The organism is Mesorhizobium sp. WSM4849, from assembly GCF_055811385.1.
Genome location: NZ_JBVVPW010000041.1, coordinates 22,864 through 40,336, shown reverse-complemented (window position 1 = coordinate 40,336; position 17,473 = coordinate 22,864). Strand labels below are relative to the sequence as shown.

Annotated in this window: 21 protein-coding genes, 2 tRNA genes and 1 pseudogene; 10 read left to right on the top strand and 14 right to left on the bottom strand. The window is 62.0% G+C overall.

Annotation, left to right across the window (positions count from 1 at the left end):
* Positions 1-83: 83 nt before the first annotated feature.
* Complete coding sequence (locus AC0L3L_RS31805; protein WP_473529818.1) at positions 84-581, top strand: MarR family winged helix-turn-helix transcriptional regulator; 498 nt, start codon at positions 84-86, stop codon at positions 579-581.
* A gap of 101 nt (positions 582-682) precedes the next feature.
* A complete protein-coding gene (locus tag AC0L3L_RS31800; RefSeq protein WP_473641101.1) occupies positions 683-1,072 on the top strand; it encodes a YkvA family protein in 390 nt (129 codons plus the stop codon).
* A 47-nt stretch (positions 1,073-1,119) separates the two neighbouring features.
* Here AC0L3L_RS31800 and AC0L3L_RS31795 read toward each other — a convergent pair whose 3' ends face one another.
* From AC0L3L_RS31795 to AC0L3L_RS31760, 8 genes are all read right to left on the bottom strand, one after another.
* Positions 1,120-2,340 carry an anion transporter gene (locus AC0L3L_RS31795; RefSeq protein ID WP_473641118.1) on the bottom strand — a complete coding sequence of 407 codons (1,221 nt, stop codon included), beginning with the start codon at positions 2,338-2,340 and terminating at the stop codon, positions 1,120-1,122.
* A 549-nt stretch (positions 2,341-2,889) separates the two neighbouring features.
* Positions 2,890-3,090: a hypothetical protein gene (locus AC0L3L_RS31790; protein ID WP_123150929.1), complete on the bottom strand. Its 201-nt coding sequence runs from the start codon at positions 3,088-3,090 to the stop codon at positions 2,890-2,892.
* Between the two features lie 598 nt (positions 3,091-3,688).
* A complete protein-coding gene (locus AC0L3L_RS31785) occupies positions 3,689-4,090 on the bottom strand; it encodes a response regulator (protein WP_473641099.1) in 402 nt (133 codons plus the stop codon).
* Between the two features lie 429 nt (positions 4,091-4,519).
* A complete protein-coding gene (locus tag AC0L3L_RS31780; RefSeq protein WP_473486755.1) occupies positions 4,520-4,849 on the bottom strand; it encodes a hypothetical protein in 330 nt (109 codons plus the stop codon).
* Between the two features lie 734 nt (positions 4,850-5,583).
* Positions 5,584-5,793: a hypothetical protein gene (locus tag AC0L3L_RS31775; RefSeq protein WP_473486754.1), complete on the bottom strand. Its 210-nt coding sequence runs from the start codon at positions 5,791-5,793 to the stop codon at positions 5,584-5,586.
* Positions 5,709-6,209, bottom strand: a complete 501-nt coding sequence (locus AC0L3L_RS31770) for a DUF982 domain-containing protein (protein WP_473641097.1) — start codon at positions 6,207-6,209, stop codon at positions 5,709-5,711. The genes AC0L3L_RS31775 and AC0L3L_RS31770 overlap by 85 nt, the downstream gene beginning before the upstream one ends.
* A gap of 555 nt (positions 6,210-6,764) precedes the next feature.
* Positions 6,765-6,841: transfer RNA gene (locus tag AC0L3L_RS31765), tRNA-Arg, on the bottom strand.
* Positions 6,842-6,903: 62 nt separating this feature from the next.
* Positions 6,904-7,209, bottom strand: coding sequence for an ETC complex I subunit (locus AC0L3L_RS31760; RefSeq protein ID WP_027152615.1), 306 nt, complete (start codon positions 7,207-7,209; stop codon positions 6,904-6,906).
* A 176-nt stretch (positions 7,210-7,385) separates the two neighbouring features.
* On the opposite strand from AC0L3L_RS31760, the gene AC0L3L_RS31755 reads away from it, so the two are divergent.
* Positions 7,386-7,682 carry a hypothetical protein gene (locus AC0L3L_RS31755; RefSeq protein WP_473527996.1) on the top strand — a complete coding sequence of 99 codons (297 nt, stop codon included), beginning with the start codon at positions 7,386-7,388 and terminating at the stop codon, positions 7,680-7,682.
* Between the two features lie 930 nt (positions 7,683-8,612).
* A tRNA-Pro gene (locus AC0L3L_RS31750) sits at positions 8,613-8,689 on the top strand.
* Between the two features lie 130 nt (positions 8,690-8,819).
* On the opposite strand, the gene AC0L3L_RS31745 is transcribed toward AC0L3L_RS31750, so the two are convergent.
* On the bottom strand, positions 8,820-9,647 hold the full coding sequence (locus AC0L3L_RS31745) for an alpha/beta fold hydrolase (RefSeq protein WP_473641095.1): 828 nt from the start codon (positions 9,645-9,647) through the stop codon (positions 8,820-8,822).
* A gap of 113 nt (positions 9,648-9,760) precedes the next feature.
* Here AC0L3L_RS31745 and AC0L3L_RS31740 point away from each other — a divergent pair, with 113 nt between their 5' ends.
* Positions 9,761-10,771 (top strand): GlxA family transcriptional regulator, encoded by a 1,011-nt coding sequence (locus tag AC0L3L_RS31740; RefSeq protein ID WP_473641093.1) that lies wholly within the window; start codon positions 9,761-9,763, stop codon positions 10,769-10,771.
* Positions 10,772-10,870: 99 nt separating this feature from the next.
* Here AC0L3L_RS31740 and AC0L3L_RS31735 read toward each other — a convergent pair.
* Positions 10,871-11,250: pseudogene (locus AC0L3L_RS31735) on the bottom strand (type II toxin-antitoxin system VapC family toxin).
* On the bottom strand, positions 11,247-11,504 hold the full coding sequence (locus tag AC0L3L_RS31730; protein ID WP_473641091.1) for a type II toxin-antitoxin system Phd/YefM family antitoxin: 258 nt from the start codon (positions 11,502-11,504) through the stop codon (positions 11,247-11,249). The pseudogene AC0L3L_RS31735 and the gene AC0L3L_RS31730 overlap by 4 nt, the downstream one beginning before the upstream one ends.
* A 402-nt stretch (positions 11,505-11,906) precedes the next feature.
* On the opposite strand from AC0L3L_RS31730, the gene AC0L3L_RS31725 reads away from it, so the two are divergent.
* Positions 11,907-12,371 (top strand): hypothetical protein, encoded by a 465-nt coding sequence (locus tag AC0L3L_RS31725; RefSeq protein WP_473641089.1) that lies wholly within the window; start codon positions 11,907-11,909, stop codon positions 12,369-12,371.
* On the opposite strand, the gene hdaA is transcribed toward AC0L3L_RS31725, so the two are convergent.
* From hdaA to AC0L3L_RS31710, 3 genes are read right to left on the bottom strand one after another with little or no spacing between them, the layout of a single operon-like run.
* Entirely contained in the window at positions 12,368-13,075 is a 708-nt protein-coding gene (gene hdaA, locus AC0L3L_RS31720) for a DnaA regulatory inactivator HdaA (RefSeq protein ID WP_473486776.1), read from the bottom strand. The genes AC0L3L_RS31725 and hdaA overlap by 4 nt on opposite strands.
* Before the next feature lie 5 nt (positions 13,076-13,080).
* Positions 13,081-14,280 carry an AI-2E family transporter gene (locus AC0L3L_RS31715; protein ID WP_473486746.1) on the bottom strand — a complete coding sequence of 400 codons (1,200 nt, stop codon included), beginning with the start codon at positions 14,278-14,280 and terminating at the stop codon, positions 13,081-13,083.
* Complete coding sequence (locus AC0L3L_RS31710) at positions 14,252-14,809, bottom strand: CDP-alcohol phosphatidyltransferase family protein (RefSeq protein WP_473486775.1); 558 nt, start codon at positions 14,807-14,809, stop codon at positions 14,252-14,254. Before AC0L3L_RS31710 ends, AC0L3L_RS31715 begins: the two co-directional genes overlap by 29 nt.
* 262 nt (positions 14,810-15,071) lie before the next feature.
* Here AC0L3L_RS31710 and purM point away from each other — a divergent pair, with 262 nt between their 5' ends.
* From purM to AC0L3L_RS31690, 4 genes are read left to right on the top strand one after another with little or no spacing between them, the layout of a single operon-like run.
* Complete coding sequence (gene purM, locus AC0L3L_RS31705) at positions 15,072-16,136, top strand: phosphoribosylformylglycinamidine cyclo-ligase (protein WP_123151294.1); 1,065 nt, start codon at positions 15,072-15,074, stop codon at positions 16,134-16,136.
* Positions 16,133-16,843 carry a phosphoribosylglycinamide formyltransferase gene (gene purN, locus AC0L3L_RS31700; RefSeq protein WP_473486745.1) on the top strand — a complete coding sequence of 237 codons (711 nt, stop codon included), beginning with the start codon at positions 16,133-16,135 and terminating at the stop codon, positions 16,841-16,843. The genes purM and purN overlap by 4 nt, the downstream gene beginning before the upstream one ends.
* A gap of 58 nt (positions 16,844-16,901) precedes the next feature.
* Positions 16,902-17,192 (top strand): type II toxin-antitoxin system ParD family antitoxin, encoded by a 291-nt coding sequence (locus tag AC0L3L_RS31695; protein WP_473486744.1) that lies wholly within the window; start codon positions 16,902-16,904, stop codon positions 17,190-17,192.
* On the top strand, positions 17,185-17,472 hold the full coding sequence (locus AC0L3L_RS31690; RefSeq protein WP_473641087.1) for a type II toxin-antitoxin system RelE/ParE family toxin: 288 nt from the start codon (positions 17,185-17,187) through the stop codon (positions 17,470-17,472). The genes AC0L3L_RS31695 and AC0L3L_RS31690 overlap by 8 nt, the downstream gene beginning before the upstream one ends.
* Position 17,473 lies beyond the last annotated feature (1 nt).

Here is a 17,473-nt window from a genome sequence, read left to right as displayed (position 1 = left end):
ACTATTTTGAAACAATGAAAAAAAAAGTCGAATCGCTTGCGACCCTCGAAGGTCGGGACGAGCCAGATGCAGAAGCGCCCGGCATGCCGAGTGATTTCGTCTGCATCAATTCGTCGCTGCGCCGTGCGGCGCGCCGGCTTGGCCAGTTGTATGACGCGGCACTGGTCCCAACCGGGCTGACTTCAACGCAAACCCTTCTGCTCGGCCAGATCGACGGGCTCGCGGCCGCTTACGGCGAGGATGGGCCGACGCTGCAGGTCCTCGCCGGCCGCCTAGCGATCCAGATCTCAGCGCTGACGCACGCTCTGCGGCCGCTTGTGCGAGACGGTCTGGTTGAGGTCCGCCACGATACCCACGATCGGCGAACGAAACATGCTGTACTGACGCCGCTCGGAAAAGCGCGATACCAGCAGGCATATGTCGTGTGGGTCGAGGCCAACCGGCGCGTCGAGGCGATTTTGGGGGCGGCCGCGGCCGAAAAGCTGAGGAGCCTCGCCGACGATGTCGCCTCGCAGGACTTTCTCGACTCCTATGTTTCGGGCGCGAAGCCGGCGAGCAGCACCGAATCGTCGGAGTGCTAAAGCGCCGCACGCCCTTTGGGACGCGCTATGGACGGTCTGGTTTTGCGCGACCGGCAACCGCTCGGATGCAGGCGGACGACAATCTGTGCTAAAGTAACCCTATGAAAGCATGGCTGGAAGCGGCAAAGAGCCGGGCGCGCGACATCAAGCTTGATGTCGTCGCCCTGTGGTTCGCCGCACGCGATCCTCGGGTGCCCTGGTTTGCAAAGTTTGTTGCAGGGATGGTGGCCGCCTATGCGCTTTCCCCAATCGACCTGATCCCGGATTTCATTCCGGTGCTCGGCTATCTCGACGACCTGATCATCGTCCCGCTCGGCGTAATCCTGGCCATAAGGCTTGTTCCGCCGCCGCTGATGGACGAGTTTCGCGCGCAGGCTGCCGCGCTCGAAACTAACCCGCAAAGCAGGACGGGAATGTTTCTTGTCGTGGCGCTCTGGCTGGCTTTGGCAGCTTTGCTGATTTGGGCGTTCTGGCCCACCCACGCCAAATAGTCTGATCAGGCTTGCGCTTGAACCGCCTAGGCTGCTGCGCCGGCGGCCTAAAACCCGAGCGCCAGCCATGCCGTCCCGGCAAGCAGCGTGACCAGCGTCAGCGGCAAGCCGACCTTGAAGAAGGCGGCGAACGACAGTGGTGTGCCGGAGACCCGCGCGTACTCGGCGACGATCAGATTGGCGACTGAACCGAGCAGCGTGAAATTGCCGGCCAGCGTCGAGCTCATGGCGACGACCAGCCAGGCGCGCTCGGGGTCTTCCAGGCCTGGTATGAACGGCCGCAGCGCCAGCACGGCCGGAACGTTGCTCATGATGTTGGACAGCACTGCGGTGAAGCCGGACAGCCGCCAGACGTCGTCCAGCCCGAGGTTTTTTGCCGAGGCGACGATGTCGGGGCTGAGCAGCGTCTTCTCGGCGCCGGCGACGACGATGAACAGGCCGGCGAACATGAACAGCAGCGGCCCGTCGATCTCGCGGTAGATGCGCGCCGGCTTGATTGCGCGGGTCACGAGAAGAATGGCGCCGCCTATGAGCGCCGCCTTGGCAACCGGGACGCCGGCAAAGAAGGCTATCGCCAGTCCGATGCAGACGACCACGGCCTTGACCACCTGTCCCGGCAGCATGCGGCCGCGATAGACCTCGGGGCTGAGCTCGGCCTTGCGCGCGAATTCGGCGCGATAGACGATCCGTACTATGACGATGACGGCGATGAGGCCGAATAGCGCGACCGGCGCCAGGGCTGCCGAGAAGGCCGGATAGGATATCCCCGACAGCGCGCCGATGACCATATTCTGCGGGTTGCCGGTGATGGTGGCGACGCTGCCGCAATTCGACGCCGTGGCGGTAGCGATCAGATAGGGAAGCGGGTTGCGGTTGATGACGCGGGTGACGTGGACGACGATCGGCGCCATGACCAGGCAGATCGCGTCATTGACCAGGAACGCTGACAGAACGCCGGTCAGCAGCGTCACCATCACCAGCAGCATGAACGGCGCGTGCGCGTGCTCGATGGCGACGGCGCCGAGCGCGCGAAAAGCGCCCGACACTTTCAGATGTGCCACAACGATCATCATGCCGAGCAGCAGCGTGATGGTATCGAAATTGATGGCACGGTAGGCATCCTCCAGGCTGAGCGCGCCGATGGCGATCATCGCCGCACCGCCGAGCAGCGCAATGCCTGCCCGGTCGAGGCGCAAGCCGGGGAACCTGCCGACGGCGACGCCGGCATAGGTCAGGATCAGCAGTGCCGCCGCGCCCATCAATGTCATTCGTGGAAAAGCCCCGTTCAGATCCGCCGTGCCCCGCCATTGGCGAATCGCCAATGCCCCTCCTCACTGCGACATGAATGAACGCAAGCACAAGAGATGCCCGCGACGTCGGCGAATCCTGTCTACCGAGGCGCCCGGGCGATTGGTGATACCATCGCGCGGCTGGAATCAGTGAAGGCCGAGCCGACATACTTGCGCGTGCCGATCTCGCCCATCAGAGCGAATGCCGGCGCCTCGCACTCGACCCCAGCAATTCGAGCTCACATCCGGTGAAGGGGTCTGCACATCTGTCGCATCTAACGCGCTCCCGGCGGCGGCATGGCCAAGTGCGCGTGCTTCTGGAAGATCGCAATCTTGTCGCGATAGGTAATCCGGATCTCGCGTCCGCATCCCTCACACCTGTAGTGGGAAACGACCTGAAACCAGCTGCCGTTCTTGATGACGGCGAAGTCGCATTGCGGGCATTGGAAAGTCAGGCCAACAGAGAATAGGCTGGGAGAGAGGGACATTGCAGCGCCTCGCATTCTGGAGAGCTTGTAGGCGGTTTGGCTAGTCCAGCGTCTCGACGACGAAGGATGCGGCAATCAAATCGTCGGCATCGATTCTGCCCTTGCCGCCCTCCATGACGGCCGCGACCTTTCGAAAGGTCTTCAGTTCACTCTCGGTAATCCGGGCGCCGCGCATCCTCTCATTGAGGTCGGCCACGCGCATTCGCAGTGCCTGGGACGCTCCAATCTCACGGTTCGACATGATGATCATACTCCTCCCTGCGCTGAACGGCATCGTCTTCGCGCCAGGCTCTTCAAACCTCAGGCAGCTGCAAACGTTCCTTGGCTGGGCTTCGGTCTGATCCGAGACGGGACCTAAGTCTCACCTGGTTTCGCGTAATAGTCCGGACATCGCGCCACCCGGAACTGCGGCTGCTCGTAGTAGTTGCTCGCTGTGAGTTCATGGGAGAGCCCATGGAAAATAGCGTTCACCGAGCCCGCTGGTTGCTCGCTCCGGTCTTGGCCGTCTCCACCGCGTTCCTGGCGATTGGAATGTCGTTAGCTAGGGATAATCGGACTTTGACGAATTGGACCGAAGAACGAAACTGAGATCTGCGCAGCTAAGTCCCTTCCTGCGCTGATAAAGGACCACCCGCCATTCCTCGATTTGGCGGGTGGTCCGTGCGAGCGCGACCGAGGCGTCCTCGTCGCTGGAGCCCAGCACCGAGGCGTGGCGCAACTCTTTCTCGTCACGGAGATGCCTGATGTGGAGCCTCATGCCGGGGGCGCAGCGCGGTTCGTCGCCTCTTTATGCGTTCGGTGTAGCCAGTCGCGCGGTTTTGAGTTTCTGACACCGGATTTTAGAGCACTCGCCCGTCTCTCGAGCTTTCTCGAAGCGTTCTCGCAGCCGTGGATGCCCTAGCCATGGAATCCGCCAAAGCTACAAGCACGGATTCGTCCGCAGGTTTCGCGACAAAAGTACCGGCCTTGAAGGCCTCACCGCGGCCCTCGATGTCCGTGGCACTATAAATTACAAAAGGGATATTACGGGCCACGAGTTCTTCAGCAACCGAAGAGCTGATGCAGTCCTGCAAGAGCACGTCCAGGATGACGACGTCCGGCTCAACAAGGGCCAAAATTAGTCGTGCACGACTGCAACTTGGCTCTGAGGCCACCGCAAAGCCAGCCTCTCTGAGTGACGCCTCGATATCGATAACGATCATCGGCTCGTCCTCAAAGATGAGCGCCAGAGGCTTTCTCATGTCCTCCTCCATTGATGGGCAGGAGCACGGTGTGCGCTGACATCCCGACAACGGTGCCCGGATAATTCATAATCCTGTCAGGATCAGAGTCCATACTCAATTTTTAACGAGCGAAAACAGTCACGTCGCACCTAGTATTCCTAAAGTTTTGGGAAGCAAGGCGTGCCGAAGATCGTCCTCGCCGCGCAAGTGCTTCACGCAGGCTTTCATGCCCGGTTTCACCCACTGCGTTGCCGGCCGCTTCTTCATGTCCTTGGGTGCCTCGCCGGCATGCCTCCTGGACGCGCTTGCAAAGCCGTTCGCGCATCTCGCGATTGACGCTGACGAAGGCACTGCCGACATAATTTCCGGGTGCCCGGCTCGCCCACGAGCGCAAATGCGGGCTTGCCTCTCCGCGCTCGACGCCAAGCAGGTCGAACTCGCTTTCCGTCAGAGCCTTGACGCAACCGCCTCATCTAATAGCCCGGACCCTGCCACGCCCAGGAGCAGCAGCACAGAAAGCGCCAAGACAGCCAGTAGCATGATGGGTGTTGAGTCTGGGAAGATGACGGTGATCGCGCGAGTCGACTGAGCTTCCAAAGCTTCACCTCCGCCCTCGATCAACGCTTCTTTCCGCTGGCTTCTCCTGATCCCACGGGACGGGAGCCCAACGTTCTTCATGTTCCAAATTCTGGCCGAGATGTCTCCGGCAATTACCGGATCATCGGACAGATGGCCTGCAATCCATTCAGGGAGGTATTCCTCACCGCGCTCGCCCATGGCACCCAGTAACCTGTCACATCTGCTCAACTTTTAGAATTAATCATATCAATCTACTACCATCGGTTGCGACAGGCAAGCCTTAAAGCGCGTCGCGTTTGACCGGCCTCGTGCGACGCTTTAGGTTGCTGTTTTATGCATGTCGTTATCGCAAAACCGCTGTACACTTTTGCGCGACATGCATCAGCATTTTCCGGAACGGAAAAAATCAGTCAACGCCTACGGCTGGGCAGCGCCGGCAGCTCGCAAATGAGCGCGGACGGCGGCGGCATCTCTGGCTTCCATTCGGGTTTGGGCAGATCGCTAAGTAAGGCGATCATTCGCGCCCTCTGATGCGCAAGGGTGGCACGTAGCGCCCGCGCCAGCCCGATCTCGCTCAATGTGTTGGCAAGGTCGTACGCCGGGCGGGGGAATTTCATCGCCCATGTAGCACGGTTTGTTGGCTATCTCCCAACCGGGCCTGTCAACCAGATAACCACCGCTCGAAAAGCCCGCGCCTCCGGGAGAGGAGAAGATGCTGCGGAAGCCGAACGCCCTCCCCGAGCCGGTGTTCCATACGGAAGTCAAAAAGCCCGCCGCACCTTTCGGCACGGCGGGCGATCAGTCGTTCACCAGGCACAGGGTGGGCGGGGGGGCGTGCCCGGATTGTAGGAAATCCTACGCGCGCCGGCTGCGTCGCGTCTACCAACCGGCGGTTGGAATGCTCAACTCGGTGAGCCTTGCTTTACCCGGTCCTACCGCCCCAGCGCTTGTTTCGAAACCGACAGAAGTTCTTCTTCGTCCACCACTCCGGCCATGTAGTTGGCAATAATTCGGGACGCGAGCGCTTCACGTCGATGCGCAGATTCACTGTCAATCTTCAACCGCTCGAACACCCGCGCCAGTAGGGCCAACTCGGTCGGGTTGAAGACACCCGCATGCTCGGCTTTTCCACCAATCGGCATGACAAACCCCCTTCGCCCAGAGATTTTGTTCGTGCGTCATTATCATACACCAAAAAAACCGCACCCCGTTGCAGAATCGCAGACGCGAGATGCGCCCCTCGCGGAAGATCTGCGAGCGGGCGAGGGCGACCCCACATCAGATCTTCAGCAATCCCGTCGAATTTCTTGAGGCCTTCGCTGGGAGGCTTCTGCTTATGAAGTCCCTGTTCCGTTGCAGCCGCCTCGAAAGCGGCGAACGCAGCCTGGTGACTGCAATGTCCGGCCAGGCATTCCTCGATCATTCGGATTGCTTCAAGCCGGGACGGGTTGTCCATGGATGGCCATGGTTGCTGAAGCGCTTTCGCAGCGCCGGCTATCGACGCGACCACCACCGGCGTGTGATTCAGGTAGATTGTAATCGGGACAAACGCCGTCATTTTTGTCGCTCACCAGGATCGAAGGCGGTTAAACGCGAAGACATGGCGGTGGTTGCATGAACATGCATCGTGAATTCAGAGCGGCGCTGCCCGACGCGATCGAGGCTGAACACGCGGTGCCAACACGCAGGGGTTGCACGTCCGACGAGCCTTGATCGTATCGGTGCCATGAACGAAGAAGCCCGCGCCCCACGGAGGGGAAGGACGCGGGCTGATCGGAGGAGACAATCCGATCTCGCAGCATTCCTATGTGCACAGGAAATATTACCGCAGGAGGCGAACGTCTTGCGCGTGCCAGTGTTCCATACGGAAACAAAAAGTCCGCCGCACCTAAAGCGCGACGGGGCGATCAAGCGATCATCGAGCGCGGGGTGGGTCGGGATTTGCCCGGTTCGCGAATCGTGAAAAATGATAGGCTGCCGGCTGCGTCGCGTCTGCCGACCCGACGCGGAGCATTTCGAGCATTGCCACTAGACAATCCTTCGGGCCGAAAGTGTTACCCATGTCTCCGGTATAAACCGTAACCTATGTGTCCAGAATGGACCTTGAAAATACTGGCGATCCCGACAGGATTCGAACCTGTGACCATCGGCTTAGAAGGCCGGTGCTCTATCCAGCTGAGCTACGGGACCGCTGGGCCGACGCCAAGGGCCGGCTGAGTTATGCGCTGGGACGGCTGCCCGGCATTTGCCGGTCAATGTGTCCAGGGCGTCCTGCGGTCATAGCGGAAATTTTCCGCATAGGAAATCTGGCGGCGCTTGGATTCCTTCGGCTCCTCGACACGGTAGGCCAGCCCCTCTTTCTCCGCATAGGCCACCGCCTCTTCCCGGGTATCGAAGGTGAGCCTGATCTGGCTCCGCATGTCACCCGACGTGGTATAGCCCATCAGCGGATCGATTTTCTTGCGCATCTCGGGATCGAATTCCAGCACCCAGTGGCCGGTCTTGGCCTTGCCGGACTGCATCGCGGTTTTGGCTGGGCTGAAAATGCGCGCGGACATGGACACCTCGTTGCTACGTGCAAGCGGCACCGCCGCTGTATTCCCGTCATTACTGCGCAATGCCGCCGGCGGCAAGGCCGCTGCCTGCCGTACCCCTTCGGTACGGCGGGCCACCGACGATGATCGCGCGAGGGTTCACGGCAAAAGAACCCATCCCCTCAATCAGCCTGAGCAGTTTGCTACAACGCAGAACTAACAAGGAGCGGCCACCGCTGTGGACGTTCGCCGGCCTGACCTTGCTAGCCGGCGGGCCTGCGGTTCTCGGCATGTGGCTCGGCAGCCTGGCCTATGCGCCGCAATGGTCGGCGCTGGCGCTTGCCATCGGCGCCGGGACGATCCTGCAGGTCATCGTCGAGGTCGGCGCCTATCTGATGCGCCGCAGCCAGAAGGGTCTCGATGCCTTCTTCACGCCGCCGGTCCTGGGTGGGCTGGCGGCCGGCGTCGCCTTCATGTATGCGACAGCCGCCTGGTGAAGGTCTGACCGGACAGGAACCTGGGCGCCGAGACGGCGCTGCGAAACCGTTGCGACCCGGCTGGCTGCATTTCCGGCCCCGCTCTCGGCTCGGGCCTACCGTTTGTTCCGTTCTCGTCTTTTCAAGGGGTTGCGCAGCCAAGCCCGCAACCTATAGCCCGCAAGGACTCGGGCCGCGGTAATCAGCTCTTAGCGGGAGCTGCCGACGAGCACGTTGTGTCGGGCGCCCAAGGCGCTTGGCCAATCCCAAAGCAAATCGTTCTCGTCTCGCTTTGGGACAATGGATTGGCATCTGAATTGCTACATCTGAATTGCTAATTGAGACTCGCCAGCCACAGCGCTTGCGAAGGGGACGGAAATGGGCTTAGCCGAAGACTTGTCTGATGTTGCGCTCACATTCGAATGTCCGGATTGCTCGCATCCGGCGGTAAGGAAGGGCTCTGCGCTAAAAACGATCGCGCACTTCAGATGTGACGGGTGCAACGCCAAGGTGCGGATCACTTACCCGCAGAAGCTAGCGATCTTTGAAAAGCACAAGCTATTGGCTGCCCGAGGGGTGTTTGCGATTGGCTAGCTAAGCCTTTTCCAGGTTGTCGGTCGCGCGGATTTCGAGAACAAGATGCAGAATTCTGAGGATGGTCTCGTTGGTGGATCGCTCAATTCAAGCAGCTTTCTTGCTGGCGAAGCGGTTGATGTTCCAAGCACCGCCGCCGGTTGACGCGCCGCCGACTAGTTGAACGCGAGCCGGTAGCGCCAGAGGGCGACAAGGCGCGGCTACTTCATTTTTCTATCCATGAGGAGCGCGATGAACAGCCGTGGGACTTTTGGTGGACTTTTCGTGCAACTCCCTGCCACTGTATGGCGTTCGTTCCGTTTTTGTCGTTTCGGGGGTTGCCTTCCAAAGCCCGGAACCCTATAGCCCGCAAGGCATCGGAGTGTAGCGCAGCCTGGTAGCGCATCTGGTTTGGGACCAGAGGGTCGGGAGTTCGAATCTCTCCACTCCGACCATTCATTCACCGCGACGAGCAGCAGCCGTGCCGGCGCAGCTGCGCCGGACAGCATCTGCGACGGACGAAGCACCCCAGCGACCGACGGGCGGCCCGGATTTCCGGGCGTGCCCGCCTGAAGCTGCGAGGCGTCAGCCTTGGATGAACGCCAGGAGATCCGGATTGATGATCTCCGGGTGGGTGGTGCACATGCCGTGCGGAAGGCCCTTGTAGACCTTGAGCGTGCCGTGCTTCACCAGCTCGGCTGCAAGCAGAGCGGAGTCGGCAATCGGCACGATCTGGTCGTCATCGCCGTGCATGATCAGGACAGGCACGTCGAGCTTCTTCAGGTCCTCAGTAAAGTCGGTCTCGGAAAAAGCCTCGATGCAGTCGTAATGGGCCTTGGCTCCGCCCATCATGCCCTGGCGCCACCAATTGTCGACAGCCCCTTGCGAGACCTTGGCGCCCTCGCGATTGAAGCCGTAGAACGGGCCGGCCGGTACATCCCTGTAGAACTGAGCGCGGTTGGCGACCAAAGCGGCACGGAAGCCGTCGAAGACCTCGATCGGCAGGCCGCCGGGGTTGTTGTCGGTCTTGAGCATGATCGGCGGCACCGCTCCGATCAGCACCGCCTTGGCGACCCGTCCATCGCCACCGTAGCGGGCAACGTAACGCGCCACCTCGCCGCCGCCGGTCGAGTGGCCGATATGGACGGCGTTCTTGAGATCAAGGTGAGCGACCAGAGCCGCGACATCGGCGGCATAGGTGTCCATCTCGTTGCCGGTCGCTGTCTGGGTCGAGCGGCCGTGTCCGCGCCGGTCATGCGCGATGACGCGATAGCCGTTGTCGAGGAAGAACAGCATCTGGTTGTCCCAGTCATCTGCGCTCAGCGGCCAGCCGTGATGGAACACGATTGGCTGGCCTGTGCCCCAATCCTTGTAAAAAATCTCGGTACCGTCCTTGGTGGTGAATGTGCTCATCGTCGTACTCCTTGATGTGGTTGGCTGGATTGGTTTGGGGGAAGGTTCGTTCCTTCTGTGGACAAGCTACCGCAACGGAGTCAAGGTAAGGATTGGCAAAACAGACATTGTACATGGCAAAACTGACAGATGATCGCGGCGCGGTCGAAATCGGCCTCGTTGTATATCCTGGCGTTCAAGGAGCGGCCGTTCTTGGGCTGACCGATCTCTTCCAGCTGGCCAACCGGCTGGCTGCCGAACGGTCACCGGACGTGCTGAGGCTTCGTGTCAGCCATTGGCAGTTGCAAGAGGCGAGCCAAACCGTCATCCGCACCTTCGACAGCGAGCCCGGCCCCGGCCATGGACCTGCCATGGTCATCTTGCCTCCGACCCTGGGTGATCCGATTCCGCGCGAGGCGGCCGCGCCCTATGCGGACTGGCTCAGGGCCCGCCATGCGGCAGGCGCGACGCTCGGCTCGGTCTGCGCCGGCGCGTTCGTGCTTGCCGAGACCGGTCTGCTGTCGGGTCGTGCGGCGACCACGCACTGGGCCTATCGCGACGCGTTGGCGATACGCTTCCCCGACATCGTGCTGGATGCCGACAAGCTGGTCATCGACGATGGCGACATCATCACCGCCGGCGGCTACATGGCCTGGACCGATCTCGGCCTGAAGCTCGTCGACCGGGTGCTCGGGCCGACCGTGATGATAGAAACCGCCCGCTTCATGCTGGTGGACCCGCCGGGGCGCGAGCAACGCTTCTATAGCCCCTTTGCTCCCAGGCTGAGCCATCGCGACGAAGCTATCCTCAAAGTGCAGCACTGGCTCCAGGCGAGAGGCGCGCGCGATGTGACGCTTGCCACCATGGCGGAGCATGCGGCCTTGGAGGAGCGGACCTTTTTGCGCCGCTTTCGCAACGCCACCGGCCTCAAGCCGACCGAGTATTGCCAGCACCTGCGCGTCGGCAATGCGCGTGAGATGCTGGAAGCGACGACCCGATCCATAGACCAGATCGCCTGGGATGTCGGCTATGACGATCCCGGCTCCTTCCGCAAGGTTTTCGCCAGGATAACCGGCCTGGTGCCCGGCGATTACCGCAGGCGCTTCGGCGTGGAACGGGCAGCGCCGCCGGACGGTGGGATCTGAGCGGTGGCAGTGGCGGTTGTGACGAGTCTCGATTGGGACGGCCGGACGGCTCGACGGGGCTTCAAAACAGGATCGCACCTATCGGCTTTGCTTGCTTCCTTAAAGAGCGCTTTCGATATCGGTCCTCGAAAAATCGTCGCCGACATAAAGCAGGCGGCAGGCATGTTCCTTCGCCACTTCATAGGCGAAGCAGTCACCGAAATTGAGCGCGGGGTGACTGCCCTTACCCCATTTCGCGTAGGCCTCGGCGATACGGCGCGCAGAGGCCGGCGCCACTGCCGCAATTTCGAAACCAAGCCTGTCGATCAGGCCGGACAGCTCTTCGCCGACATTGCGCCGCGCCGCGACGATTAGCGCTTCGGCCACCGTGCCGGCGGAAATCAGGATGTCGTCTTCGGCCTCGAGCGCCGCGATGCAGACATCAGCCCCGGCTCGTCAAGAACGATCGCCATCAGCGCCGAGGTATCGACCACGATCATTCGGGCAGGCCATCATCGCCATAGAGGAAATCCTGGCTTCGCGCAGCAGATGGCCCATCCTTCGCCCTCGCGGCGCCGGATGCGCGCATCGCCTCCAGCAATGCCCGACGGCTTTTCCTGTCCGGCTCTGCCTTGACGGGAACCAGGCGCACGGCCGCATGACCGTGACGGGTCAGAATGACTTCGTCACCTGCCTTGGCACGACGCACCAATTTTGTCAGCTGTCCCTTGGCGTCTGTAACGGATACCTGCATCGGCCCCTCTTCTATGGACCATCCTCTGGTCCATATTTACGATGAAAATAGACCATTCAACGGTCCATTATAACGGGCTACGTTTATCCGTGAGCGCGGTTGCCAGTGCCGTACGCGCGACTACCGACCCCTCATTGAAGGCAAGCTCGCCGGGAAGAGAACCCCAACCGCCTCATCTCCCGGCGAGCCTACAACCTGATTTGATACGCAATCAGGACCGGGGTTAGCCGGCAAGACTGACGTTGCAAGACAGATGCCAGTCTTCGTTTCCCGAAATGGAACACCGGCAGGGGTGGTCATTTTCCGCGTTCGACCAATCGGTGTTTCGACTTTGACGTAGCGTCCGGCGTCGTGTCATCCTGCGGGAACGGCGGGACGCCGATGTGAGGCGGGGCAAGTAGAATGAATGCTTCCTACCCTGGTGAAGAAGCAACAGCCGAACAGGTACTGGGACTCGCAAGCGAATTCAGAAATGCAGCGATCCGCCTGCTGGAACATCGACGCAAGGGTAACGCGCTTTCCCTGGTGCCCTGCCGTTTCACCGCCCTTCACGCAATCGAACTCTACCTCAATGCCCATCTCCTCCTGACTGGTTCTGATCATAAGGCGTTGCGTGGTCTGCAGCACGATTTTGCGACACGTACCGCAAAGGCGATCGCCTCGGGACTGGTCCTGCGGAAACGCACGGCACACCATCTGTCCCAACTTACTGGAAACCGAGAATATTTAGTGACGCGATACGGTCCAGAGATGACCACCGCCCTGTCGCAAATCAACAGGCTGATAGCGACTTTAAATGAAGTTGCGGCGAAAGTGGAAGAGCCTGCAGCCCTCCGAGGCAGCACGCCAAAGCCCACTGCAGTCTAAATCTCAAACTCGCCCTGCCCCTCATCCATGGCGCTGACGGTTTCGGCGGCGAGCGCCCTTGTGATCGGCGTCTTGCGCTCGAGCGCGGTGCGATCCAGCCGCTCCACCACCCGCATCGCTGTTGCCAGCGAGCGCTCGATGCGGCGCACCAGATATTGCACGACATGCGGCTCGACTTCGACCTGGCGGTCGGCGAACAGTTTGGTGATGACGCCGGCCAGCAAGAGATCGTCGGGCTCATGGATCTCGACTGTCGCCGCCGCCTTCAGCCGCGAAGCGAGGTCCGGAAGACTGACGCCCCAGGCGGACGGAAAACGCCGCGCGGTCAGCAGCAAGGTCGAGCCGGCCCCGCGCACCGCGTTGATCAGATGGAACAGCCCCTCTTCATCGACCGGACCGGCATCGACATCGTCGATCAGTGCCGGCCGCGCGCCGAGGCTGGCCATGCAGTCGCCGATCCGCCCGGCGTCGACCTTCACTGCGCCGGCGCGGGCGCGCCAGATCGAGGCCAGGTGGGTTTTCCCAGAACCAGCCGGACCGGCGAGCACGACCACCGGCGACGGCCAGTCCGGCCAGCGATCGACCAGCGCCACCGCTTGGCTGTTGGTGCCGGAGACGACGAGTTCGTCGCGCGAATAGCCGGTGCCGTGGCCGAGATCGAGCGGCAACTGGCGCGGCGGGTCGATCTTGTTGTTGTCCGGCATCTGGCTCAACTGCGCGGTCCACCGCTCCCGCGGCGACGCGCCGGCAGCGGCGGGACAGGTTCGGTGTTGTGGCCCTTGTAGAGCGGCGACTCCAGGTATCGAGCGATGGCAAAACGCACCAGAACGGCCACGGCGGCCGAGGCCGGCACGGCGATCAGCAAGCCGACGAAGCCGAACAGCGCGCCGAAGGCAAACAGCGAAAACATCAGCCACACCGGATGCAGGCCGACGCTTTTTCCGACCAGCCTCGGCTGCAGGATGTTGCCCTCGATGAACTGGCCGACGAAGAACACGCCGGCCACCGCCGCGACCATGGTCCAGTCCGGCCAGAACTGGACGAAGGCGACGCCGACGGCCAGCACCAGCCCGGTCAGCGAGCCGACATAGGGAATAAAGGAGATCAGCCCGGCGAACAGGCCGATGAGGATGCCGAAATTCAGGCCGGTCAAGGTCAGGCCGGTGGCGTACATGGCGCCCAGTACCAGGCACAGCGTGCCCTGGCCGCGCACAAAGCCGGCGGTGGCGGTGTTGATGTCGTTGGCGATTGCCCTGACGGTCTGGACATAGTCGCGCGGCACCCAGCTGTCGACAATCGCCACCATGCGGTCCCAGTCGAGCAGCATGTAGAAGGCGACGACGGGCGTGACGACGAACAGGCTGACCACCGACACCAGCGCCACGCCGGAGCTCCAGATCGAGGTGAACACCGTGGTCAGCAGGCCGAAGCCGGAGGTCAGCAGCGAGTTCAACCCTTCGCGCAGGCCATTGGCGTCGACGCCGAATTGCTCTTCCAGCCATCTCGGGTCGAAGCTGGTGATCAGGCTCTGCAGCCGGGTCAGGTATTCCGGCAGCTTGCTGGCGAAATCGGCCATCTGCGAAGCCAGCACCGGAATGAGGATGACGAAGGCCAGCACCAGAACGACGATGAAGGCAAACAGGATGACAATCGTCGCCATCAGCCTGGACAGGCCGAGCCGCTGCAGCCGGTCGGCGACCGGGTCGAGGAAGTAGGCGAGCACCATGCCGGCGACGAACGGCAGCAGGATGCCGCTGAAGACATAGAGAAAGATCGCGAGGATGATGGCGCTGATCAGCCAGAAGCGGATCTGGCGGCGAAACACGCCGGACGCGGCAGCATCGGCAGCCGCAGCCTCGGCCGCCGCGTCGATGTCCTGGTCAGGTGCCCGGTGTGGAGCCTTCGCCATAGCCGCTCATATGCCTCAGCCAAGCCACGAGATAGGCCGCGGCCGAAGCCACGGTCAAGACCCCGGACAGCAATATGAGTACCGGCCTGAGCGGGTCGAGATTGATGGCGAGGGCAAGTTCGCCCAGCACCACCGCCGCCAGCCCGATCTGGATGGCGGTGTTGGCCTTCGACACGAACAGCGGCTTCATCTCGACCGGGTGGGTCATGACGGTGGACAGAACGACGGCGCAGACGATCAGTGCATCGCGCGACACCATGGTGACGACCAGCCACAGCGGCAATTCACCGATGAAGCCCAGCACCACGAACACCGAGACCAGCAGCAATTTGTCGGCCATCGGATCGAGATAGGCGCCAAGCTGGGAAAACTGATTGAAATGGCGGGCAATGAAACCGTCGACGCCGTCGGAAATGCCCGCAATCAGGAAGCCGGCGAAAGCCCAGTCCCAGCGCGCCTGCAGCATGGCCAGCACCACGCCCGGCACCAGCACGAAACGCATGATCGTGATCATGTTGGGGATGGTCAAACGCATATCCCGTCGCTTCTGTTTTGATGATACATGATGGAGATGGGAGGGTAGGGCAAGTGAGAGCGACGCAGAAGCTGCCAATCTCGCCCCTTGTGGAGGAGAGATTGGCTGTGTTCAAGGCTTTCGCCAATCGCCAATGTTGGAGATTTGCCTGAAGCCTCTGTCCACTCTTTTGTGATGCCGAAAGTGCCTGAGCCAGCCGTTATCCTTGCGAGGCGCAGCCGTTCATGCGAAGAGCCCCGGAAAGCAGGAAAGAGTGATGAGCAAGCGCAAGAACGGGCTCACCTATGCCGAGGCGGGTGTCGACATCGATGCCGGCAATCTCATGGTCGAGAAGATCAAGCCGCTGGTGCGCGCGACGCGCCGGCCGGGCGCCGATGGCGAGATCGGCGGCTTTGGCGGCCTGTTCGACCTCAAGGCCGCCGGCTTCATCGACCCGGTGCTGGTCGCCGCCAATGACGGCGTCGGCACCAAGCTGAAGATCGCCATCGATGCCGGCAAGCACGACACGATCGGCATCGACCTCGTCGCCATGTGCGTCAACGACATCGTCGTGCAGGGCGCAGAGCCATTGTTCTTCCTCGACTATTTCGCCACCGGCAAGCTCGACCCCGACCAGGGTGCGGCGATCGTCGGCGGCATCGCCGAGGGCTGCCGGCAGGCCGGATGCGCGCTGATCGGCGGCGAGACGGCGGAAATGCCCGGCATGTATCACGGCAACGACTACGACCTTGCCGGCTTTGCCGTGGGCGCGGCCGAACGCGGCCAACTGCTGCCGACCGACGACATCGTCGAGGGCGACGTGCTGTTGGGACTGGCCTCGTCGGGGCTGCATTCAAATGGCTTTTCGCTGGTCCGCCGCATCGTCGCCACCAGCGGCCTTGCGTGGACCGATCCAGCGCCCTTCAACGATGAAGCCACGCTGGCCGAGGCGCTGCTCGAGCCGACCCGCATCTACGTCAAGTCGATCCTCAAGGCGATCCGTAACACGCATGGCATCAAGGCGCTGGCCCATATCACCGGCGGCGGTTTCCCGGAAAATATCCCGCGCGTCCTGCCGAAGGATTTTTCCGCCGAGCTCGACCTCGACGCCATCGAAGTGCCGGCGGTGTTCTCATGGCTGGCGAAGACCGGCGGCGTGGCGCCCGAAGAGATGATGCGCACCTTCAACTGCGGCGTCGGCATGATCCTCGCCGTCGCCTCCGGCCAGGCGGCACAGGTCGCGGCCGTGCTGCAGGAGGCCGGTGAGAGCGTGACGCCGATCGGTCGCATCGTGCCGCGCCGCAACGCCGGCGTGATCTATCGGGGCTCGATCGGCCTATGAGCGCGCGCAAACGCACCGTGGTGCTGATTTCGGGACGCGGCTCCAACATGACGGCGCTGATTGCCGCGGCCAGCAACCCGGACTATCCGGCCGAGATCGTCGGCGTCATTTCCGACCGGGCCAATGCCGCCGGTCTCGGTATCGCGGCGGCGCGCGGCATCGCCACCAAGGTGATTTCGCGGGCGGACTATAGCAGCAAGGAAGCGCATGACGGGGCGATCGACGCCGCACTTGTCTCGTTCGGCGCCGAGTTCGTGGCGCTGGCCGGTTACATGCGCATCCTCGGCGCGCGCTTCGTCGAGAAATGGCTGGGACGGATGATCAATATCCACCCTGCCCTGTTGCCGGCCTTCAAGGGGCTGGATACGCATGCGCGAGCTATCCGCGCGGGCATCCGCATCCATGGCTGCACGGTGCATTTCGTCACGCTGGACATGGATGACGGCCCGATCATCGCCCAGGCCGCTGTGCCGGTGATGGTCGGCGACAATGAGGATACGCTCGCCGCGCGCGTGTTGAAGGCCGAGCACCGGCTTTATCCGCTGGCGCTCGGGCTGGTCGCCGAAGGCAAGGCGCGAATGGAAGGCGGTCGCACCGTGCTGGCCCACTTCGCCGACGATGCCGACAACAGCACCTCCGTGGTGATGGCCCCCGATCCGCTGCGCGAGGAGACCGACCTCGAGCATCTGGCGCGCATCACGCCCTGAGGCCCATCCTTGAAGATGGTGGCAATTATTGCCACCATCTTGGCAAGGAGACAGTTTGATGGCGACAGTCGAAAAAGTCAGCGTGGCGCTTTCCCCGGAACTGCTGGACATGGTCAAGAGCGCGGCGGCCAGCGGGCAATACGGTTCGGCAAGCGAAGTGATCCGCGAGGCTCTCCGCGAATGGCGCCTTCGCCAGCCCTTGCGCGATGCGGAAGCGCAGCGGCTGCGGAAAGCCTGGACGGAAGGGCTGGAGAGCGGCCTCTTCGCGCCTTTCGACATCGAGGAGATCAAGCTGAAGGCGCACAGCCGGTTCAGCGACGCTGCCAAAAAAACACCACGGCGTGGCTGACATCCTCATTGTCCGCAGCCCGGCCGCCGAAGACGATCTGATCGACATCTGGTTTGGCATTGCGGCGGAGCTTGCCGCGGATCGCTTTCTGGACGCGATTGCGGCGCGCATCCTGCAATTGGAGACATTCCCGCAATCCGGTCGCCAGAGACCCGACATCGGTGCCGAAGTGCGAGCATTGGCGATCGGCAATTATCTCGTGCTTTATCGCCTTGCCGAACAGCGCGTCGAAGTCGTTCGCGTCGCGCATGGCGCACGCGACGTCTCAACATTATTTTGAC

Excerpts from the sequence above, each read along its gene's own strand:
- AC0L3L_RS31805 (WP_473529818.1), top strand. The coding sequence starts at position 84 with ATGCCGAGTGATTTCGTCTGCATCAATTCGTCGCTGCGCCGTGCGGCG.
- AC0L3L_RS31800 (WP_473641101.1), top strand. The coding sequence starts at position 683 with ATGAAAGCATGGCTGGAAGCGGCAAAGAGCCGGGCGCGCGACATCAAG.
- AC0L3L_RS31795 (WP_473641118.1), bottom strand. The coding sequence starts at position 2,340 with ATGACATTGATGGGCGCGGCGGCACTGCTGATCCTGACCTATGCCGGC.
- AC0L3L_RS31790 (WP_123150929.1), bottom strand. The coding sequence starts at position 3,090 with ATGTCGAACCGTGAGATTGGAGCGTCCCAGGCACTGCGAATGCGCGTG.
- AC0L3L_RS31785 (WP_473641099.1), bottom strand. The coding sequence starts at position 4,090 with ATGAGAAAGCCTCTGGCGCTCATCTTTGAGGACGAGCCGATGATCGTT.
- AC0L3L_RS31780 (WP_473486755.1), bottom strand. The coding sequence starts at position 4,849 with ATGGGCGAGCGCGGTGAGGAATACCTCCCTGAATGGATTGCAGGCCAT.
- AC0L3L_RS31775 (WP_473486754.1), bottom strand. The coding sequence starts at position 5,793 with ATGCCGATTGGTGGAAAAGCCGAGCATGCGGGTGTCTTCAACCCGACC.
- AC0L3L_RS31770 (WP_473641097.1), bottom strand. The coding sequence starts at position 6,209 with ATGACGGCGTTTGTCCCGATTACAATCTACCTGAATCACACGCCGGTG.
- AC0L3L_RS31760 (WP_027152615.1), bottom strand. The coding sequence starts at position 7,209 with ATGTCCGCGCGCATTTTCAGCCCAGCCAAAACCGCGATGCAGTCCGGC.
- AC0L3L_RS31745 (WP_473641095.1), bottom strand. The coding sequence starts at position 9,647 with ATGAGCACATTCACCACCAAGGACGGTACCGAGATTTTTTACAAGGAT.
- AC0L3L_RS31740 (WP_473641093.1), top strand. The coding sequence starts at position 9,761 with ATGGCAAAACTGACAGATGATCGCGGCGCGGTCGAAATCGGCCTCGTT.
- AC0L3L_RS31730 (WP_473641091.1), bottom strand. The coding sequence starts at position 11,504 with ATGCAGGTATCCGTTACAGACGCCAAGGGACAGCTGACAAAATTGGTG.
- AC0L3L_RS31725 (WP_473641089.1), top strand. The coding sequence starts at position 11,907 with ATGAATGCTTCCTACCCTGGTGAAGAAGCAACAGCCGAACAGGTACTG.
- hdaA (WP_473486776.1), bottom strand. The coding sequence starts at position 13,075 with ATGCCGGACAACAACAAGATCGACCCGCCGCGCCAGTTGCCGCTCGAT.
- AC0L3L_RS31715 (WP_473486746.1), bottom strand. The coding sequence starts at position 14,280 with ATGGCGAAGGCTCCACACCGGGCACCTGACCAGGACATCGACGCGGCG.
- purM (WP_123151294.1), top strand. The coding sequence starts at position 15,072 with ATGAGCAAGCGCAAGAACGGGCTCACCTATGCCGAGGCGGGTGTCGAC.
- purN (WP_473486745.1), top strand. The coding sequence starts at position 16,133 with ATGAGCGCGCGCAAACGCACCGTGGTGCTGATTTCGGGACGCGGCTCC.
- AC0L3L_RS31695 (WP_473486744.1), top strand. The coding sequence starts at position 16,902 with ATGGCGACAGTCGAAAAAGTCAGCGTGGCGCTTTCCCCGGAACTGCTG.